At 66.5% G+C, this 19089-nt stretch carries 22 protein-coding genes; 4 read left to right on the forward strand and 18 right to left on the reverse strand.

The window, feature by feature from the left end:
* Positions 1 to 13: 13 nt before the first annotated feature.
* From miaB to dapA, 11 genes are all read right to left on the reverse strand, one after another.
* Positions 14 to 1561, reverse strand: a complete 1548-nt coding sequence (gene miaB, locus ACLKOY_RS03915) for a tRNA (N6-isopentenyl adenosine(37)-C2)-methylthiotransferase MiaB (RefSeq protein WP_436452516.1) — start codon at positions 1559 to 1561, stop codon at positions 14 to 16.
* 71 nt (positions 1562 to 1632) lie between these two features.
* Positions 1633 to 2199, reverse strand: a complete 567-nt coding sequence (locus tag ACLKOY_RS03920; protein WP_436452517.1) for a regulatory protein RecX — start codon at positions 2197 to 2199, stop codon at positions 1633 to 1635.
* A 309-nt stretch (positions 2200 to 2508) separates the two neighbouring features.
* Positions 2509 to 3552, reverse strand: coding sequence for a recombinase RecA (recA, locus tag ACLKOY_RS03925; RefSeq protein WP_140036865.1), 1044 nt, complete (start codon positions 3550 to 3552; stop codon positions 2509 to 2511).
* A gap of 267 nt (positions 3553 to 3819) precedes the next feature.
* Positions 3820 to 4044, reverse strand: coding sequence for a DUF3046 domain-containing protein (locus ACLKOY_RS03930; protein ID WP_436452518.1), 225 nt, complete (start codon positions 4042 to 4044; stop codon positions 3820 to 3822).
* 24 nt (positions 4045 to 4068) lie between these two features.
* The gene (locus tag ACLKOY_RS03935) at positions 4069 to 4377 is read right to left on the reverse strand and encodes a helix-turn-helix domain-containing protein (protein WP_042541772.1); all 309 of its coding nucleotides are present in this window, start codon (positions 4375 to 4377) and stop codon (positions 4069 to 4071) included.
* A 141-nt stretch (positions 4378 to 4518) separates the two neighbouring features.
* Complete coding sequence (locus tag ACLKOY_RS03940; RefSeq protein WP_436452519.1) at positions 4519 to 5001, reverse strand: CinA family protein; 483 nt, start codon at positions 4999 to 5001, stop codon at positions 4519 to 4521.
* On the reverse strand, positions 4998 to 5573 hold the full coding sequence (pgsA, locus tag ACLKOY_RS03945; RefSeq protein ID WP_140036862.1) for a CDP-diacylglycerol--glycerol-3-phosphate 3-phosphatidyltransferase: 576 nt from the start codon (positions 5571 to 5573) through the stop codon (positions 4998 to 5000). Before pgsA ends, ACLKOY_RS03940 begins: the two co-directional genes overlap by 4 nt.
* Complete coding sequence (locus tag ACLKOY_RS03950) at positions 5573 to 8311, reverse strand: DNA translocase FtsK (RefSeq protein ID WP_436452520.1); 2739 nt, start codon at positions 8309 to 8311, stop codon at positions 5573 to 5575. Before ACLKOY_RS03950 ends, pgsA begins: the two co-directional genes overlap by 1 nt.
* A gap of 82 nt (positions 8312 to 8393) precedes the next feature.
* Positions 8394 to 8888, reverse strand: a complete 495-nt coding sequence (locus tag ACLKOY_RS03955) for an N-acetyltransferase family protein (protein WP_436452521.1) — start codon at positions 8886 to 8888, stop codon at positions 8394 to 8396.
* Positions 8889 to 8961: 73 nt separating this feature from the next.
* The gene (locus ACLKOY_RS03960; RefSeq protein WP_436452522.1) at positions 8962 to 10638 is read right to left on the reverse strand and encodes a ribonuclease J; all 1677 of its coding nucleotides are present in this window, start codon (positions 10636 to 10638) and stop codon (positions 8962 to 8964) included.
* Between the two features lie 68 nt (positions 10639 to 10706).
* On the reverse strand, positions 10707 to 11684 hold the full coding sequence (dapA, locus tag ACLKOY_RS03965; RefSeq protein ID WP_436452523.1) for a 4-hydroxy-tetrahydrodipicolinate synthase: 978 nt from the start codon (positions 11682 to 11684) through the stop codon (positions 10707 to 10709).
* 124 nt (positions 11685 to 11808) lie between these two features.
* On the opposite strand from dapA, the gene ACLKOY_RS03970 reads away from it, so the two are divergent.
* On the forward strand, positions 11809 to 12348 hold the full coding sequence (locus tag ACLKOY_RS03970) for an NUDIX domain-containing protein (protein WP_436452524.1): 540 nt from the start codon (positions 11809 to 11811) through the stop codon (positions 12346 to 12348).
* A 54-nt stretch (positions 12349 to 12402) separates the two neighbouring features.
* Here ACLKOY_RS03970 and ACLKOY_RS03975 read toward each other — a convergent pair whose 3' ends face one another.
* The 3 genes from ACLKOY_RS03975 to ACLKOY_RS03985 are packed head-to-tail and all read right to left on the reverse strand — an operon-like array spanning position 12403 to position 14446.
* Positions 12403 to 13164: an SDR family NAD(P)-dependent oxidoreductase gene (locus tag ACLKOY_RS03975; RefSeq protein ID WP_436452525.1), complete on the reverse strand. Its 762-nt coding sequence runs from the start codon at positions 13162 to 13164 to the stop codon at positions 12403 to 12405.
* Positions 13164 to 13640 carry a dihydrofolate reductase gene (locus ACLKOY_RS03980; protein ID WP_140036855.1) on the reverse strand — a complete coding sequence of 159 codons (477 nt, stop codon included), beginning with the start codon at positions 13638 to 13640 and terminating at the stop codon, positions 13164 to 13166. Before ACLKOY_RS03980 ends, ACLKOY_RS03975 begins: the two co-directional genes overlap by 1 nt.
* A complete protein-coding gene (locus ACLKOY_RS03985) occupies positions 13637 to 14446 on the reverse strand; it encodes a thymidylate synthase (protein WP_290159999.1) in 810 nt (269 codons plus the stop codon). The genes ACLKOY_RS03980 and ACLKOY_RS03985 overlap by 4 nt, the downstream gene beginning before the upstream one ends.
* 96 nt (positions 14447 to 14542) lie before the next feature.
* Here ACLKOY_RS03985 and ACLKOY_RS03990 point away from each other — a divergent pair, with 96 nt between their 5' ends.
* From ACLKOY_RS03990 to ACLKOY_RS04000, 3 genes are all read left to right on the forward strand, one after another.
* Positions 14543 to 14956: a thioredoxin family protein gene (locus ACLKOY_RS03990; protein WP_436452527.1), complete on the forward strand. Its 414-nt coding sequence runs from the start codon at positions 14543 to 14545 to the stop codon at positions 14954 to 14956.
* A gap of 22 nt (positions 14957 to 14978) precedes the next feature.
* Positions 14979 to 15545, forward strand: coding sequence for a DUF4395 domain-containing protein (locus ACLKOY_RS03995; protein WP_436452528.1), 567 nt, complete (start codon positions 14979 to 14981; stop codon positions 15543 to 15545).
* An 83-nt stretch (positions 15546 to 15628) separates the two neighbouring features.
* The gene (locus tag ACLKOY_RS04000) at positions 15629 to 16054 is read left to right on the forward strand and encodes an OsmC family peroxiredoxin (RefSeq protein WP_140036851.1); all 426 of its coding nucleotides are present in this window, start codon (positions 15629 to 15631) and stop codon (positions 16052 to 16054) included.
* Between the two features lie 6 nt (positions 16055 to 16060).
* Here the strand turns inward: ACLKOY_RS04000 and ACLKOY_RS04005 are convergent, their stop codons facing one another.
* From ACLKOY_RS04005 to ACLKOY_RS04020, 4 genes are all read right to left on the reverse strand, one after another.
* Complete coding sequence (locus ACLKOY_RS04005; RefSeq protein WP_436454089.1) at positions 16061 to 16495, reverse strand: hypothetical protein; 435 nt, start codon at positions 16493 to 16495, stop codon at positions 16061 to 16063.
* Complete coding sequence (gene dapB / locus ACLKOY_RS04010) at positions 16495 to 17235, reverse strand: 4-hydroxy-tetrahydrodipicolinate reductase (RefSeq protein ID WP_436452529.1); 741 nt, start codon at positions 17233 to 17235, stop codon at positions 16495 to 16497. Before dapB ends, ACLKOY_RS04005 begins: the two co-directional genes overlap by 1 nt.
* A gap of 59 nt (positions 17236 to 17294) precedes the next feature.
* Positions 17295 to 17897, reverse strand: coding sequence for a histidine phosphatase family protein (locus ACLKOY_RS04015; RefSeq protein ID WP_140036848.1), 603 nt, complete (start codon positions 17895 to 17897; stop codon positions 17295 to 17297).
* An 80-nt stretch (positions 17898 to 17977) separates the two neighbouring features.
* Positions 17978 to 19006, reverse strand: a complete 1029-nt coding sequence (locus tag ACLKOY_RS04020; protein ID WP_436452530.1) for an aldo/keto reductase — start codon at positions 19004 to 19006, stop codon at positions 17978 to 17980.
* Positions 19007 to 19089: the final 83 nt, after the last annotated feature.

Genomic DNA, 19089 nt, shown 5'->3' on the forward strand with positions numbered 1-19089 from the left:
CCTCGAGCGGCGGTCACCTGCCGACGCGGAGCGTCGGGAGGCCCAGAGATACGGCACGGGTGCCGTCAGCGGAGATCGGCGCTGGCACGGCACACGACTCAGCCTGTCCGCGATCCCAAGCATCGCCACCGCGTGTGCGTCGGATCCGCAGCGGGGAGCCCGTCGGGTCGTCCGCGAGGAGGTGGAACGGCGCCGCATGGGTGATCGTCACCGAGACGACATCGCCGGGCCGTGGGACAGCGGATCCGGACGTGACCTCGAAGTGCACGAGTCGGTTGTCCTCAGCTCGTCCGGTCAGCCTGTGAGTCTCGGCATCCTTCTTGCCTTCGCCTGTCGAGACGAGCACCTCGACCTCGCGCCCGACCTGCTTCTGGTTCTCCTCGAGGGAGATGCGCTCCTGAAGCGCCATGAGCCGGTTGTAGCGCTCCTGCACCACCGCCTTGGGGATCTGGTCTTCCATGGTCGCGGCCGGCGTGCCCTCACGGATCGAGTACTGGAACGTGAACGCACTCGAGAACCGTGCCTGCTCGACCACCCGCATCGTGTCTTCGAAGTCCTCGTCCGTCTCACCGGGGAATCCGACGATGATGTCGGTGGTGATCGCGGCGTGCGGAATACGATCACGGACGCGATCGAGGATCCCGAGGAACTTCTCGCTGCGGTATGAACGGCGCATGGCCTTGAGGATCCGGTCGCTGCCCGACTGGAGCGGCATGTGAAGCTGCGGCATCACGTTGGCGGTCTCCGCCATCGCGTCGATCACGTCGTCGGTGAAGGCGGCGGGGTGAGGACTCGTGAAGCGGATCCGCTCGAGGCCGTCGATCTCACCCGCGGCGCGGAGCAGCTTGCCGAACGCCTGCCGATCGCCGAACTCCACGCCGTAGGAGTTGACGTTCTGTCCGAGCAGGGTGACCTCGATCGCGCCGTCTTCGACGAGCAGACGGATCTCGTTCAGGATGTCGCCGGGGCGCCGGTCCTTCTCCTTGCCACGAAGGCTCGGAACGATGCAGAAGGTGCAGGTGTTGTTGCATCCGACGGAGATGGAGACCCAACCGCTGTGCGCCGAATCGCGTTTGGTCGGAAGCGTCGACGGGAACACCTCGAGCGACTCGAGGATCTCGAGCTCGGCATCGCCGTTGTGTCGCGCCCGCTCGAGCAGACCGGGAAGCGATCCCATGTTGTGCGTGCCGAAGACGACGTCGACCCAGGGTGCCTTGTCCAGCACCGCCTGCTTGTCCATCTGAGCCAGACAGCCCCCGACGGCGATCTGCATCCCGTCTTTGCGACGCTTCACCGAGGCGAGCTGGCCGAGGGTTCCGTAGAGCTTTCCTGCCGCGTTGTCGCGCACCGCGCACGTGTTGATGATCACCACGTCGGCCTCGGCGCCGTCGGTCGCGCGGACATATCCTGCGCTCTCGAGAGAACCCGAGAGGCGTTCGGAATCGTGGACGTTCATCTGGCAGCCGAAGGTGCGGACCTCGTAGGAGCGCTGGCGTCCGTCAAGATCGATTGCTGCTGACGACGACTCGATGATCGTCGGCTCACTGCGAGGGATAGTCATGATCCCCCCATTCTACGAGCGGTTCTCCGACACTGCCGCTGAGGCGAGAGCTCGACGTTCTCGCCTCAGCGTCAGTCCGAGTCGACGAATCGAACCCCGGATGACGAGCCGAAAGAAGACTCCGTCAGGGCGGTCTTCGCGGCCGTCATCGCGATAGAGCCGTTGTAGCCACGGCGAGACAGCTGACCGACCAGACGTCGCAGCGCTGTGTCGCTGTCGAGGCGAGACATCGCTCGTGCTTTCGAGCGCGCGTACTCGAGTGCGCGCTCGGCGTCATCGTCGGGAACGTCGTCGAGCGCTGCATCGATCACGTCGCGAGGAATGCCGCGTTGCGAGAGCGCCCTCGACAGTGCGACCCGGCCCTGCCCCTTGCGCTCGATTCCCGACGTCACCAGCTGGCCGGCGAGAAGTGTGTCGTCGAGGTAGCCCCGTCGACAGAAATCATCGATCACGTCGTCGATCGCACTCGCATCGAGGCGCTCGGCGTTCTGCTCGTAGCCCCCGAGCACCATGCGTGCCTCTGACAGAGAGAGCGATCGAGTCCGCAGCTTGCGGACGAGGAGCTCCTCTGCGTCGCCACGCAACCGAGAGGGGTCGATGCCGACGCCATCGCCTGAGCCGACTTCCTGCGACTGCAATGCGCGCAATCGCGGCGCGGACCGAGCCGCTGCACCGCGTGCTGGATGGCGTTCACTGGGCCCACGAGAGTCGAGGGATGGGACCGGATTCGAATTGCGGGTCGAGTCGCCCTCTGTCGACTTCCACACCCCGGTGACGGCTGCGGAACGAGTCGCGACACCGCTGGCCTCCGGAGCTTCCCTCCCGGCCGACTTCTCACGTGTGTCGTCACGGCCGAAGAGAGGGATGATGGGGGCGATCTGCTCAGGCCCGCCCCCGCCATCACTCATGGTTCACTCCGGTTGCTCCGCAACCGCGAACCATCATTCTCATGCCGGGCGGCGCTCAGCGAGCTCGTCTGCGGGCGCTTCAGTGGCGCCGCCGATGCCGAGCTTCTGCTTGATCTGCGTCTCGATGGCGAGTGCGACATCGGGGTTCTTGAGCAGGAACGTTCTCGCGTTCTCCTTGCCCTGGCCCAGCTGGTCGCCGTCGTAGGTGTACCACGATCCGGACTTCTTCACGATGCCGTGCTCGACACCGAAGTCGATCAGGCTGCCCTCACGCGAGATGCCGACGCCATAAAGGATGTCGAACTCCGCCTGCTTGAACGGCGGTGCCATCTTGTTCTTCACCACCTTGACCCTGGTGCGGTTTCCGACTGCATCGGTGCCGTCCTTCAACGTCTCGATGCGGCGGATGTCCATGCGGACCGACGCGTAGAACTTCAGCGCCTTTCCACCCGCGGTGGTCTCGGGCGATCCGAAGAAGACGCCGATCTTCTCGCGCAGCTGGTTGATGAAGATCATCGTGGTGTTCGTCTGGTTGAGCCCACCGGTGAGCTTTCGCAGTGCCTGCGACATCAGTCGAGCCTGCAGACCCACGTGCGAGTCGCCCATCTCACCCTCGATCTCGGCCCGAGGCACGAGAGCCGCGACGGAGTCGATGACGATCAGATCGATCGCGCCGGAGCGGACGAGCATGTCCGCGATCTCGAGCGCCTGCTCACCCGTGTCGGGCTGCGAGACGAGAAGAGCGTCGATGTCGACACCGAGCTTCGCGGCGTAGTCGGGATCGAGCGCGTGCTCGGCATCGATGAAGGCGGCGATTCCGCCGGCACGCTGCGCGTTCGCGATCGCGTGCAGCGTGAGTGTCGTCTTACCCGAGGACTCGGGACCGTAGATCTCGACGATTCGTCCACGCGGGAGGCCTCCGACGCCGAGAGCGACGTCGAGAGCGATGGAGCCGGTCGGAATGACGGCGACGGGTGCGCGCTCGTCACTGCCCAGTCTCATGACCGAGCCCTTTCCGAACTGACGGTCGATCTGGGCGAGTGCTGTCTCGAGGGACTTCTCGCGGTCAGCGGGTGATGGCATGACGTGCTCCTTATGCTCGCGTGGTGCCGCCTGTAGGCTGTCGCGGTCCTCCCGGCTGGGCGGAACTCTCCGACAAGGCGTATGGCTCTTCGGCTTGCTGTTCACCGTACGAGGCACCTCCGACATTGCGTCGTCAGCTCCGCGAAACAGGGAGAACACCGTCTCCGAACCACTTGTGCAGAAGACTACGCCCGTTTCGAACACATATTCGACGACACGCCGTCACGGCGTGTCGTTAGTCGAACGCGCGTCGAACGCGTCAGGGAATCATCGCCTGCGCGGCTCGAGTCGCCCAGCGCCGTACCGTCGCTCCTGCGGCACATCGGTCTCGGCGCACAGCGCCAGCCAGATGTCACGCGGCGGGACACCGGCATCCAGCGCCTGGTCGGCAGTGCGGCCGGCGAGCTGCGTCAGAATGAGGTCGCTGATGAGAGACGAACCTCGACCACCGAATTCCGCGTCGACTGCGCGGAGGAACTCACTGCGACGCATCAGAGGATGAAAAGGATCCGAAGCTCAGTGGAGCGAAAGCTCTGGCTCGACGGAAGCCACGAGGTCATCCGGCACGACGTCCGGGAAGACCTGGATGCCTTCGAGAACGGAGATGCGGTCGCCCACCTCTCGCATGATGATCGAGATGGGAACATCCAGAGCATCAGCAACCGACGCGAGAATCTCGCTCGATGCCTCCTTCTGGCCCCGCTCGACCTCGCTGAGATAGCCGAGTGCCACAGATGCCTTGCTTGCAACCTGCCGGAGCGTACGCCCCTTCTGCAGGCGGAAGTCCCTCAGCACATCGCCGATTTCCTGTCGTACAAGAATCATCGGAACCTCCTCCCAGATCGCCTTCTCGAGGTCTCCCTCGAGGAGACCGCCAGTCTAGTCCTACCGACCTTCACAAAATCTACCTTCGCACGCTGTGCTTTCGGTGTGAGCACATAGGACATAACGGAACGCACGCATCGGCTATTCCCGGAGGACCCGCACGAGCATCGCAACGGCCGCATCGACCGTCTGGGCGCGGACCTGTGCGCGATCGCCGTCGAATCTGAAGGCCTCACTCACGAAGTGATCCGGGGTCACGACGGCGATGTGCACCGTGCCAACCGGCTGACCATCGGGAGAGTCCGGTCCTGCGATCCCGGTGGTCGAGACGCCGACGTCAGCGGGGATTCCGGAGACCTGCAGTGCGCGACGCGCGCCGGCCGCCATCTGCAGCGCCACCTCGGGGTGCACCGGCCCGTGCGCATCGAGCAGCCCGTCGTCGACCCCCAGCAGCGTGTGCTTGATCGGGGTGGCGTAGGCGACGATCGCTCCCCGCAGCGACTCCGATGCGCCTGGCACCGAGACGAACTCAGCAGCGAGAGCACCGCCCGTCAGCGACTCCGCGATGCCGAGAGTCCAGCCACGCTCGATCAGCACGGCGAGCACCTCCGACGCGGAAGTCACGACCGCTGCCGCGACCCTCGCACCTGCGCCACGATGTAGTCGATCCCGCTCGCCACCGTGAGGATAAGCGCCAGGATCATCAGGATCGCGGTCCCGACCACCCACAGCTGGGGGCCGATCACCACGTGCAGCGGGAGCAGCGCCCAGGAAAGAGCCACGGCCTGAACCGCAGTCTTGACCTTGCCCATCCACGCGGCTGCCACGACGTGCTCCTTCGCGACCATGAGGCGGTGGATCGTGATACCCCACTCGCGGATCAGGATCACGATCACGACCCACCAGTTGAGCTCACCGAGCACGGCCAGGCCGATGAAGCCCGCCCCCGTGAGCAGCTTGTCGGCGATCGGGTCCCACAGCTTGCCGAAGTCCGTGACGATGTCGTGGCGACGTGCGAGGTAGCCGTCGACCCAGTCGGTGGAGATGCCCACGACGAAGAGGATCGCCGCAACCCATCGGATGACGATGTCATCGAGCCCGTACGTTCCCCCCATCAGGAGCAGGACGAAGAAGATCACCGCGAGCGGGATGCGCGCGATGGTGATCGCGTTGGGAAGCTGCCGTGGAATTGCCATCAGTCTCGTCCTGTCAGTCCCCAGGCGTCTTCGTCGCCGTCGTCATTAGCCTCGACCACGGGCAGGCCCTGGAACTGTGCTTCTACCGGGTCGTGCGGCGCCCCGGCCGCGGTCGCAGCCACGGTGGGAGCAGCCGGCTTCGGCGGCGCATCGTCGCCTCGCAGCTTCGCCATGACCTGGGGCAGCTGCTCGGCGGTCGCCAGCACGTCACGCGCCTTGGATCCTTCGGAGGGGCCGACGATCTCGCGCGACTCGAGGAGGTCCATCAGGCGACCCGCCTTGGCGAAGCCGACGCGCAGCTTGCGCTGCAGCATCGACGTGGAGCCGAACTGCGACGACACGATGAGTTCGGCCGCCGCGAGGAGGAGCTCGAGATCATCCCCGATGTCCTCATCGACCTCCTTCTTCTTCGTCGGCTCCAGTGCTTCCTGCACATCGGCGCGATAGTCGGGACGAGCCTGACGCGTGACATGCTTGACGACCGCGTCGATCTCCTTCTCGTCGACCCAGGCGCCCTGCAGACGAAACGGCTTGGACGATCCCATCGGCGAGAACAGCGCGTCACCCTGGCCGATCAGCTTGTCGGCACCGGGGCTGTCGAGGATCACGCGGCTGTCGGTGACGCTCGTCACGGCGAACGCGAGGCGCGACGGGACGTTGGCCTTGATCAGACCGGTCACGACGTCGACGCTGGGGCGCTGGGTGGCGAGCACCAGGTGGATTCCGGAAGCTCGTGCGAGCTGGGTGATGCGGACGATCGAGTCCTCGACATCTCGCGGGGCGACCATCATCAGGTCGGCGAGCTCATCGACGACCACGAGAAGGTACGGGTACGGCTTGAGAACACGCTCGCTGCCGACCGGCAGCTCGACTTCGCCGGCGCGGACGGCCCTGTTGAAGTCGTCGATGTGGCGGAATCCGAACGACGCGAGGTCGTCGTACCGCATGTCCATCTCCTTCACGACCCACTGCAGCGCCTCGGCGGCCTTCTTGGGGTTCGTGATGATGGGGGTGATCAGGTGCGGAACTCCCGCGTAGCTCGTCAGCTCCACCCGCTTCGGGTCGATCAGGACCATTCGCACGTCCGTCGGCCGAGCGCGCATGAGCAGGCTCGTGATCATCGAGTTGACGAAGCTGGACTTACCCGATCCCGTGGAACCGGCGACCAGCAGGTGGGGCATCTTCGCGAGGTTGGCGATGACGATGTTCCCGCCGACGTCCTTGCCGACGCCGATCGTCATCGGATGTGTGCTCTTGTGCGCAGCCGGCGACCGCAGCACATCGCCGAGAGCGACCATCTCCTTGTCGGCGTTGGGGATCTCGATGCCGATCGCGCTCTTGCCCGGGATCGGCGACAGGATCCGCACGTCGTTGGATGCGACCGCGTAGGCGAAGTTGTTGCTCAGCTGCAGGATCTTCTCGACCTTGACGCCGTGGCCGACCTCCACCTCGTACTGGGTGACCGTCGGACCGCGCGAGAATCCGGTGACCTTCGCATCGACCTTGAACTGCGTCAGCACACTCGTGATCTGCTCGATCACCTTGTCGGTCGCTTCGGAACGCATGACCGGCGGTGGGCCTTCGACCAGGAGCCCCGGCGAGGGGAGCACGTAGGGAGTGACGGGCGCCTGAGGCCCCCGCTCCCCCGGCCCCGGGGTTCCGAAGCCGTCGAGTCCCGGCAACTCGGGCATCTCGCCCGTGTCGGACTCGTCATCGAGGAGTGCGGTGGTCTGCTGCCCGGCCAAGGACGCGGTCACCGAGCGCACGTCGGACAGCACCTCGGTCGCGGCATCGGAGGCGTTCTCCACGACCACGGCCTGGTCGTATGCAGGAGTCGGCTCCGAGGTGGTGAGCAGCGCTGTGATGTCGTCGGATCCGAGAGTGCCCTCGTCGGGGTCCTCCTCGCGGCCGGTCTTGTTGCGCCGCCACCACGGCAGGACATCCGGGTCGTCGACCTTGTCTGCCTCGTCGATCGGCGCCGCGTCCTTCGCAGGCTTCTCCGGGCGCTCGGCGTCGAACATCCACGCGTAGAGATCTCCGAGTCGCTGGCCGATGCGGTTCGGCGGGGTCTTGGTCAGGATCAGGACGCTGAGAGCGGCGAGAATCGACAGCACGATGTACGCGCCGATCGGGGTGAGATACGACAGCGGCTCCCCGAGCATCCATCCGAACAACCCGCCTGCCTCGCTGAGCGCGGGCATGCCGTCTCTCGGCTGCGGGCGCACGAGCAGCCCTGCGGAATCGGCGCGGCCGGCCGCCGTATGGCAGAAGCCCGCGAGGGTGAGGATGAACAACCCGAACCCGATGCCGATACGCCCGTTGTCGTGCACGGACGACGGATGACGGAACAGCCAGCCGGCGAGCAGCAGGAGCAGCACCGGCATGACGAAGGCCACTCGCCCGACCAGAAGACCCACCGAGTACGCACTGATGTTGGCCGCGACCTCGTTGCCGATGAAGAACCATTCGTTCACCGCACCGGCGATCGCCAACAGCACGAGCAGGAACGGGAAGCCGTCGCGCCGATCGTCCTTCTCGAGGGTCTCGGGCCCGAATGCTCGGAAGAGTCCGCCGACACCGTGGGCGAGCCCGTTCCAGGCCCGCACCGCCACCGGGGGCTTGTCTACCTCATCGATGTACTTCTTGGGCGCTGCCTGAGCCTTCGGAGCAGCCTGCCTCTTCGGGCGGGGCGTGGCGCTCTCGGACGCGCGCGCTGACTTCGTGGTACTCCTGGCCATGCTCTCACGTTACGTCCAGGGGCCGACATAGGCCCGTAATGACGCGGCATTCCGCTGTCTTCCACGGCGGCGCAGCGAGGGATCAGGACGCGCGATGCACCATCGTGTCGCGCACGGTTCCTTCGTCGGTCACCTCGAAGCCCTCTGATCGGTACAGCGTGCGCGCGAAGTTGTCGCGTTCGACGCTGAGGCTGATCCGGGGGTGTCCTTGCTCGCGAGCATGGGCGACGAGACGTCGGAGCAGAGTACGTCCGACACCGTGGGCACGCCAGATCGGCTGCACGCCGATGATGAGCTCCGGAACCGCGGTTCCGACGAATCCGAAGCCCGCATCGTCGGGCGCGAGCAGGCGATACCACGCTGCGCCGATCGGGTGGCCGTCCGTATCGACGGCGAGAAAGCCCGCATCCGCCGGTCGCATCCATCCGGAGACGTAGCGCCGATGCTCGACGGCGGTGAGGATCTCGTGCCGTGGCCGTGCTCCGCCCGAGCGCCAGTTCGCGGCCTCGACGACCATGTCGCCGAGGAAGCTCCCGTCCGCCTGTGTGGCGGGTCGGATCGAGAAGTCGTCCGGCATGAGGAGAGCGTACGCCGCTCGCGTTACAGCCGAGTGTCGGTCGACTGTGAACCCACGAGCGGCGCGGCGCCGATCACGCTTCGATGACGAGAGGAACGATCATCGGACGACGACGGAGCTTCTGGTTGACCCAGCGCCCGATCGTGCGGCGGATCACCTGCGAGAGCGCATGCGTGTCGCGCACGCCGTTGCCGGACGCCTCCTTGAGCGCGGCGATGATCTTCGGGGTGACGTCGTCGAAGACGGAATCGTCTTCAGCGATACCGCGAGCGTGGATCTCAGGTCCTGAGATGATGCGACCCGTCGCGGCGTCCACCACGACGATCACGGAGACGAAACCCTCTTCAGCCAGAATCCGACGGTCCTTGAGATCTGCGTCGGTGATCGCGCCGACTGTCGAGCCGTCGACGTAGACGAATCCGAGGTCGAGCTGACCGACCACACGTGCGTCGCCGTTCTTCAGATCGATGACGGTGCCGTTCGACGCGATGATGGTGCGCTCGGCGTCGATTCCCGTGTCCTGAGCCAGCTTGGCGTTGGCGATCAGGTGACGGTACTCGCCGTGAACGGGAAGCACGTTCTTGGGCTTGAGGATGTTGTAGCAGTAGATCAGCTCGCCGGCTGCTGCGTGCCCCGAGACGTGCACCTTGGCGTTCGCCTTGTGCACGACGTTCGCGCCGAGCTTGGTGAGTCCGTCGATCACGCGGTAGACGGCGTTCTCGTTTCCGGGGATCAGGCTGGAGGCCAGGATCACGGTGTCGCCCTCACCGGGCTCGATCGCGTGGTCGAGGTTCGCCATACGACTCAGGACGGCCATGGGCTCGCCCTGTGAACCGGTCGACATGTAGACGATCTTGTCGTCGGGAAGGTCTCGCGCCTTCTTGTAGTCGATCAGCAGTCCGCTCGGCACCTTCAAGTAGCCCAGGTCTTCGGCGATCGTCATGTTGCGCAACATGCTGCGCCCGAGCAGAGCCACCCGGCGCCCGTGCGCCGCTGCGGCGTCGAGGACCTGCTGCACACGGTGCACATGGCTGGAGAAGCTCGCGACGATGACCCGCCTCGGAGCCTTGCCGATGACCTGATCGAGCACCGGCCCGATGGAGCGCTCGGTGGGCGTGAATCCCGGTACGTCGGCGTTGGTCGAGTCGACGAGGAACAGGTCGACGCCCTCCTCGCCCAGACGAGCGAAGGCACGAAGATCCGTGATGCGTCCGTCGAGCGGCAGCTGATCCATCTTGAAGTCACCGGTCGCCAGCACGAGGCCGGCGGGGGTGCGGATCGCGACCGCGAGGGCGTCGGGGATCGAGTGGTTCACCGCGACGAACTCGAGGTCGAAGGGACCGACCTTCTCCCGCTGTCCCTCCTTCACGGTGAGCGTGTAGGCCTTGATGCGGTGTTCCTTGAGCTTCGCCTCGACGAGCGCGAGGGTGAGGCCGGAACCGATCACAGGGATGTCGCTCTTCAGACGCAGCAGATACGGGACCGCACCGATGTGGTCTTCGTGCCCGTGGGTGAGGACGACGCCGACGATGTCGTCGAGGCGGCCCTTGATCGGCTCGAAGTCGGGCAGGATCAGGTCGACTCCCGGCTGGTGCTCCTCGGGGAAGAGCACGCCGCAGTCGACGATCAGGATCTTCCCGTCGAACTCGAAGATGGTCATGTTGCGACCGATCTCACCGAGGCCGCCGAGCGGGGTGACCCGGAGCGTTCCTTCTTCGAGTGCTGCGGGTTCTGCGAGCGGGATGGACATGCTGTCTCCTCAGTCGGACGCTCGACGCGCCCGTTCGTTCGTTGTGACGCGGCTCACCGCGTCCGGTGTCAGCGGGTTGTGCCGTGCACCTTCGGCAGGGCACCGCCCGCGGCCGCGTTGCGGTCGGGGCGGAAGTTGGAGAAGTCTGCGCCGGGGACGTCCCTCACGAGATCGAGCTCGTCCTCGATGAGAGCGGCCTCCCACTCTTCGGGACCGACGAGCGGCAGACGTACGCGCGGGCTCGAGATGCGACCGAGCCCGTGCAGGATGTACTTCGCGGCGACGGTGCCGGGCACGTGCGTCATGACGGCGCGCACAAGCGGGTCGAGCCGCTTGTGCTCAGCGGTCGCGGTGGCGAGATCGCCGCGATTGACGGCGTCGATGATGGTCCGGTACGGCGCCGACGCGACATTCGCGGTCACGCCGATCAGGCCGGTCGCGCCGATCGCGAGGTGCGGCAGCACGTTGGCGTCGTCGCCCGAGAAGTACATGAGGTCGGTCTGGTTCAAGACGCGGCTCACCTCGGAGAAGTCGCCCTTGGCGTCCTTCACGGCGAGGATGTTCGGGTGCTTCGCGAGTCGGAGGATGGTCTCGTACTTGATCGGCACACCCGTGCGTCCCGGGATGTCGTAGAGGATCACCGGGAGGTCGGTGGCATCTGCCACGAGCCGGAAGTGGGTCAGGATGCCGGCCTGCGTCGGCTTGTTGTAATAGGGCGTGACGATCATGATGCCGTCGGCGCCGGCCTTCTCACTGGCCCTGTACAGCTCGATCGCGTGCGCGGTCTCGTTGGATCCGCCGCCCGTGATGATCTTCGCGCGGCCGGCGGAGACGGACTTGCCGACCTCGACCAGCTTGAGCTTCTCGGGGTCCGTCAGGGTCGAGGTCTCGCCGGTCGTTCCCGTCACGACGATTCCGTCAGCACCGGCGGTGATGACGTCATCGATGTGCTTCTCGACGGCGGGCCAATCGACTTCACCGTCGGCCGTCATGGGAGTGACGAGCGCGACGAGAACCTGTCCGAAAGGGTTGCCCGAGTGCGTCATGACCCCAGCGTATCGGTTCGCATGCCCGTCACCCAGACGGGGCATGGAGGATGACGTCACTGCGCTCGCTTCCTGCCGAAGAGCCCATGCAGTCGATCATGGGGAGGCGCTTAGGCTCATCTGCATGACATGGGTCACGCACGAATCGTCCACGGTGTATTCGAATCCCTGGATCGAGGTCAGGGAGGATCGGATCACCGGGCCCGGCGGAGACGGGATCTACGGCGTCGTCACCATGCGCCACGCGGCCGTCTTCGTGGTCGCGATCGACGAAGAGGAACGCGTCTGCCTGGTGACGCTGGAGCGCTACACGACCGGTCGATCGGTCGAGGTCCCTGCCGGGGGCAGCGACGGCGAGGACCCGGCCGTGGCCGCTCGACGCGAACTGCTGGAGGAGACGGGCTTCGTGGCCGATGAGTGGGTGCACCTCGGAACCATGAACGCGTTGAACGGCATCGCCGACGCTCCGGAGCATGTGTTCCTCGCTCGGGGGCTGGCGCGTGCCGACGACCCGGCGCACGCACAAGCTGAGGAGGGCATAGCCGCCGTCTCGTGGGTGCCGTTCGCAGAGGTGCTCTCGATGATCGCGGACGGGCGGATCACCGATGGCGAGACCGTCGCCGCGATCACGTACGCCGGCATCCGTCTCGGCAGGTTCGGCTGACGCGCACTCGTCCGCCGGCTCGCACTGGGCCGGGAGTCACCGCGGCCGATGACGTCAGACGCGGCCGCGCCGTGCGACGCCGGAGGTCAGCCCACTCGGCAGCAGGCCGGCGAGAGCGACGATCGCCTTGTAACGCAGAGACGGGATCGAGACGGACTTGCCGCGCGCCGCGTCGCGAAGCCCTTCTCGAACGACTGCGCGCGCATCGAGCCACATGAATTCGGGAACACCCTCGTGCCCCGGTTGCAGCCCCATCCGCTCGTGGAACGACGTGTGCGTGAACCCGGGGCACACCGCGGTGACCGTGACGCGGTCGCGGGAGTACTCCGCATTCGCCCAGCGACTGAAGCCGATCAGCCAGCTCTTGCACGCGGAATACGTCGAGCGCGAGATGAATCCGGCGACGGATGCGACGTTGACGATGCGGCCACCGCGGCCTCGCATCGACTGCAGCGCAGCGTGCATGAGGCGCATCGACGCCTCGACGTGAACGCGCAGGTGGCGCACCTCGTCGTCGATGTCGTTGTCGGCGAACTGGAGCGACAGCCCGAACCCGGCGTTGTTGACGAGCAGATCGACCGGATCGGAGGTGTCGCGGAGACGGTCGGCCACGCGCTGGACGTCGCTGTCGACCGACAGGTCGGCGGGGAGCACCTCGACGGCGATGCCGTACTCGCTGCGCAACTCGGCGGCCACGGCCTCGAGGTCGCCCGCAGAACGCGCGACGAGGATCAGGTCGGCTCGGCGTCGGGCGAGCTGGCGCGCGAACTCGGCGCCGAGCCCGGCGCTCGCACCCGTGATCAGAGCGGTGGGCATCAGCGCTCGTATCCGAGGAAGCGGTAGCGGATGCCGGAGCGCGACGTCTGCCACTCCCCCTCGTCGACGAGGCGCCACCCGGCTTTGGACGGCGCGTAGGCGTCACCGGTGACATCGATGTCGAGCTCCGTGACCTCGAGACGGTCGGCGTCGGCTATCACGAGGCGGAAGATCTCAGCTCCGCCGATGATCCAGACCTTGTCGTGGCCGCGCACGGCATCCGTCACCGCCGCCGCGCGACGTGCCCCGTCTGCGGACCAGTCCTGCTGGCGGGTGATGACGATGTTCTCGCGCCCGGGGAGCGGACGGAAACGCTCAGGAAGCGAGTCCCAGGTCTTGCGTCCCATGATCACGGGGGCGCCGAGCGTGACCTCTTTGAAATGCGCGAGATCCTCGGGAACGTTCCAGGGCATGCCGCCCTCTGCTCCGATGACGCCGCCATGGGCCTCAGCCCAGATCAGCCCGACCCAGGTCATACCGCGACCGCCGCCCGGATCGGAGCGTGATGCTGGTAGTCCTCGACGATGAAGTCGTCGTAGCCGTAGTCGAGGATCGACTCGGGCTTCCGAGCGAATCGCAGGGTCGGGTACGGGTAGGGGTCTCGAGTCAGCTGTTCGCTCACCTGCTCGAGGTGGTTGTCGTAGATGTGGCAGTCGCCGCCCGTCCAGACGAAGTCGCCGGGCTCGAGTCCGACCTGCTGCGCGACCATCAGCGTGAGCAGGGCGTAGGACGCGATGTTGAACGGGACCCCGAGGAAGAGATCGGCGCTGCGCTGGTAGAGCTGGCAGGAGAGCTTGCCGTCTGCGACGTAGAACTGGAAGAGCGCGTGGCACGGCGCCAGGGCCATGTCGGGGATGTCCGCCGGGTTCCAGGCTGACACGATGAGTCGACGGGAATCGGGAGTCTGGCGGATCTGCTCGATCACCTGCGCGAGTTGATCGATGCTCTCTCCGTCGGGCGTCGGCCAGCTTCGCCACTGGACTCCGTAGACGGGGCCCAGATCGCCGGAGGCGTCGGCCCATTCGTCCCAGATCGTGACGCCGTGGTCCTGCAGCCACTTCACGTTCGAGTCGCCTCTGAGGAACCACAGGAGCTCGTACGCGATCGACTTGAAGTGCACGCGCTTCGTCGTGATCAGCGGGAAACCCTTGGAGAGATCGAAACGGATCTGTCTGCCGAACACGCTGGTTGTCCCGGTGCCCGTGCGATCCGACTTGTGGGTGCCCGACTCCAGCACGTCTCGGAGGAGGTCTTCATACGGCGTCGGGACGGCTGCGCTCATGTGTGCCAGACTACCCGCCCCGAGGACGGAAGAGTCGGATCGTCACGATGCGACACATCGGCCTCGAGGTCGTCGAGTCACCCGTATTCTCTATCCATGTCGCCCGGAATCGCACTCGCCGTGATCGGAGCGCTGCTCGTGATCTCCGCCATCGTCGGGATCGTGCTGCGGATCCTCGACGGACGGCGTCGAGGAGGTGGGCACCTCCTGTTCGATCCTGCCGATGCGGGTGCAGCGCAGCTCGGCTCGCACGCCACGCTCGTGCAGTTCAGCACCGAGATGTGCGCGCGCTGCCCCCAGGTCCGCAGGATGCTGTCGAGCTACGTCGCAGACTCCGACGGCCTGCATCATCTCGAGGTCGATCTCACGCACAACCCTGAACTCTCGGCGCGATACAAGGTGCTGCAGACCCCGACGACATTCGTGGTGGACGGCTCCGGCGCCGTCCGAGCGCGATTCCACGGCGTGCCGCACCGGCACGCGCTCACCGAAGCCCTCGCCGCCGTCTGAGCACGCAACGACTGGAGCAGAGATGACCCCTCCCGCAGGTATCGACCCCCGCGGTCCGCGCTTCGCGGCGACGATCACGACCGTGCTGCTGCTCGCCGCGACCTTCCTCGGCCTCATCGGCATCTCGACCGCGAGGTCGTTCGGCTGGTTCGCCTACCAGCCGCTCGCATCGGCGAGCCTCTCGTCCGACGCCTGGGCCATCGTCGCCGCGTCGCCGGGCCAGCGGGCGCTCGATCCCGGCTTCCTCCTCACGGTGGTGATCGCTCTGCTCTTCCTGTGGAGCGTGCTCTCCCCCGCGACGGCGCCCTGGGGCGTCGTGTTCCGCCGATTCGTGCGGCCCCGACTCGCACCCCCCACCGAGCTGGAGGACCCTCGCCCTCCTCGCTTCGCGCAGGGTGTGGGCCTCTTCGTCGTCACGATCGGACTCGTCCTGCACCTCGCCGGCGTGCCGTGGGCGCTGCCCATCGCGACCGCGGCTGCGTTCATCGCGGCCTTCCTCAATGCCGCGTTCTCGTTCTGCCTCGGCTGCCAGATCTACCTGCTGCTGCAGCGTGCGGGCATCCTCGGTCGGGGGCCATCGGCGGCTTGAGCGCGGTTCCGTCGGCCGCACCCGGTCGATAGGCTGGCTCCACACGCGAGCGCACATCCCGCGGCGCGAGAATCGGAGAAATCATGCCCGTCACCAGCGAAGCCACCACCACCTGGACCGGATCCCTCGCAGAGGGCTCGGGCACGGTCGCGTTCTCCTCGTCGAAGCTCGGCACCTTCCCGATCAACTGGAAGGCGCGCAGCGAGGGCAGCGACACGACCACCACCCCCGAGGAGCTGATCGCTGCGGCTCACGCTTCGTGCTTCAGCATGGCGCTGTCTCACGCACTCTCGGAGAACGGCACCCCGCCGGAGCGCGTCAACACCAGCGCGTCGGTCACTTTCAAGCCCGGGGTCGGGATCAGCGGAAGCCACTTGAACGTCAACGCCGTCGTTCCCGGGCTCTCCCCCGAGGATTTCCAGAGGATCGCAGCTGAGGCGAAGACAGGCTGCCCGGTCTCGCAGGCTCTCGCCGGCATCGAGATCACGCTCGAGGCCACCCTCGCCTGAGTCCGATCAGCCGCGGGCGATGCGAATCGCCTGGCGGATGCTGGCGCGGGCGTCCTTGCGGCGCCCCGCCGCATCTTGAACCACACCGAGGCGGTACCGCGCACGCCAGTCCGTCGGCGCGGCGTCCGCTTCCACCGCGTACCTCGCGATCAGCGGGTCGGCGTCCGCTCGCGCGATACGTCCGCTGGGGGTGAGCTCGGACTCCGCCTCGGGCATGCCACCTTCGGCATCGAGCGCACGACCCAGCCGATCGGCGGCGAACCCGAACTGCATCTCGCGGATGAGCGCCCAGGCGCCGATCGGAGCGAGCACGATCAACGCGACCCCCATGCCGATCGACACCGGTGTCCCGACGGCGAAGAACATCACGGCCAGCCAAACGGCGACCGCCAGATAGAGCAGCAGCGCCGCGGCCATAAGGCCCACGCCGATTCGCGACATCACGAGCGGATGCCGATGTCGATCATGCTCTCCAGCCCCACGAATACTCCGTTCGCCTGCGCCGCGAACGGGACTGCCAGGCGAATGCCCGGAGCGTATGCGAGCGCAGGCTCGACCGTATCGTGCGTGAACGTCAGGGATTCGCCCGGGCCCGAGAGAATGACCTCCTGCTTCGCGATGACGCCAGGACGCCGGAGCGAATGGATCGGCACGCTGCCCACCTGCTGCCCCCGCGCGCGCTGGTCGGCGTGCGGAGCGCTGACCGGCCCCTGCTCGGCTCGAGCCGCTGCGATGAGTTCGGCGGTGCGCACCGCGGTGCCCCTCGGAGAGTCGACCTTCGCCTCGTGATGCGCCTCCACGATCTCTGCCGATCCGAAGAACGGTGCGGCCGCGGCCGCGAGTGCCGAGCCGAGCACCGATCCGAGCGAGAAGTTCGGGATGAAGACGGCCCCGGTTCCTGCGTTCTCCACGAGTGGACGCACCAGAGCGATGCGTTCCGTGGACCATCCGGAAGTCGCCACCAGGACGTTGATCCGACGCTCCACCGCCGCGCGGACGACGTCGACGCTCACCTGAGGGGTGGTGGCGTCGATCACGAGATCCGCCCCGTCGAGCTCCGCGAGGTCGCTTCGAGAGGTGAGCACGCGACTCACTTCGAAGCCCTCGAGCCCATCGATCACCGCACCGATGATCGATCCGAGCTTCCCGGTTCCGCCGACGAGTGCTACCTGCGTGGTCATGCGTTCAGTCTATTTCTCGGCGGCGCCCTGACCGCCGCGGCGGGCCGGGGTATCGGGAATCAGACCGGCATGGCGTCGGGGATGCCCGTGCGCAGCTCGACCGGCAGATGTCCGGTGTCGTTGTGAGTGAGCAGCGTCCACGGACGCCCCTGCTTCTGCGCGATCACGGTCAGCCCGCAGTGAGCCTGATTCAGAGTCATCCACCGCCACTCCGGGGCGCCGAGGACCTCTCGCACGAACCAGGAGATCACGAAGTTGTGGGTGATGAGCACCTCGTGCACGTCACCCGGCTTGCGCACCAGGAACTCGTTGACCGCGTCGAACATCTGGGCACGGCCGGCGTCGAGCTCGGCCTCGGTGACCGACCCGAAGAACGGCTCGTAGGCCGCGGGGGTCTCGTCGGTCATACCGGTGGGCACGCAGTCGAAGAGCAGAGCGGTCGGCTCAGGGTCGACCGACGGAAGTCGTTGCGCGATCGCCCGAGCCGTCTCGTTCGCACGCAGGAGGGGCGAGTGCCAGACGGCATCGAGCGGGAGTCCTGAGAGCCGGTCAGCGATGAGTTCGGCCTGACGCTGGCCGCGCGGCGACAGGGGGCCGTCGGCGAGACCGTGTTCGGCGTCCTGATGTTCACCGTGTCTGACCAGATATATGTAATGCGTCACAAACTCGCTCGCTTCATCGACAGCGTCCGCCGGGATTCACTCCACCCTATGCCAGGTCTGTGACAGAGGCGTTACGACGCTCAGTTGCCGGCGCGCGTGAGTTCGGCGACCTGTGCGCGCGAAAGCGTGACGCCGGCGCCCTGCATCAGCTCGTCGACGTGGTCGGTCGCGAAGGTGTTGACGATCGGCGCCGCGACGGTGCGCTGCGCGAGAAGCCAGGCGATGGACACGGCCGCCACCGGGACCTCGAGTTCGGTCGCCACCTGGTCGAGAGCGCGCAGGACCTTCGTGCCACGACGGTTCAGGTGACCGCGCAGCTGCTCTCCTCGCACGCCGTGCGAGGTCAGTGCCTTGCTGCGGTGTCTGCCCGACAGGAAGCCGTGCTCGAGAGCGTGCGACGGCGTGACGGCGAGACTCTGTGCGCCGGCGACCAGACGCAGATCGCCCTCGAACGGCTGACGACGGATGAGGTTGTACGGAGAATCGATCACCTCGACGCGCGGGTACCCAGCGGAGGCGAGGATGCGTGCCTCGACAAGCCGCTCCGGTGCGAATCCGAACGCGCCGAGGGCGCCGATCTTGCCCGCGTCGATCATCCACTCGACGGTCGCCAGCGTGTCTTCGAGGTTCGTCGTCCGGTCGAGCGTCGCGTCGAGATACAGCACGTCGATGCGATCGACGCCCAGACGCGTGAGCGAGCCCTCGACCGCGCGCACGAGATTGACGGAGCCGAGACCCGGGTTGTCGGCGTGGGCTCCGATCCGCACACTCAACAGGGCGCCATCACGCCGTCCTCTGGACTGCAGCCACTGGCCGATGATGTGCTCACTGCGGCCACCGGAGAAGCCGTCTGCAGTGTGGATCGCGTTGCCGCCGAACTCGACGTATCGATCGAGGATGCCGTGGCTCGTCTCGAGATCGACGTTCCAGCCGAACTCGGCCGCACCGAGCATCAGTGGAAAGGTATCGAGCCCGGTCTCGCCGAGAGGTACGCGGATGTTCTCTCCTATTCCCGGACCGACGATGGGAATGGGCGCGGACGGGTGCTCTGCAGTGCTCTGCTGCCCTCGCTCGTCCGACGCTCCTGCGCCTACGCTGAACAACCGCATATCCTCACCCCCGTCGGTCGGTGCGTACCGACCTCCGTCACTGCCTCGAATGCACCCCCCGGTGCGTACTTCGAGAGTAAGCG

Source organism: Microbacterium sp. K2, assembly GCF_051365005.1.
In the GTDB taxonomy this organism is placed as follows: Bacteria; Actinomycetota; Actinomycetes; order Actinomycetales; family Microbacteriaceae; genus Microbacterium; species Microbacterium foliorum_B.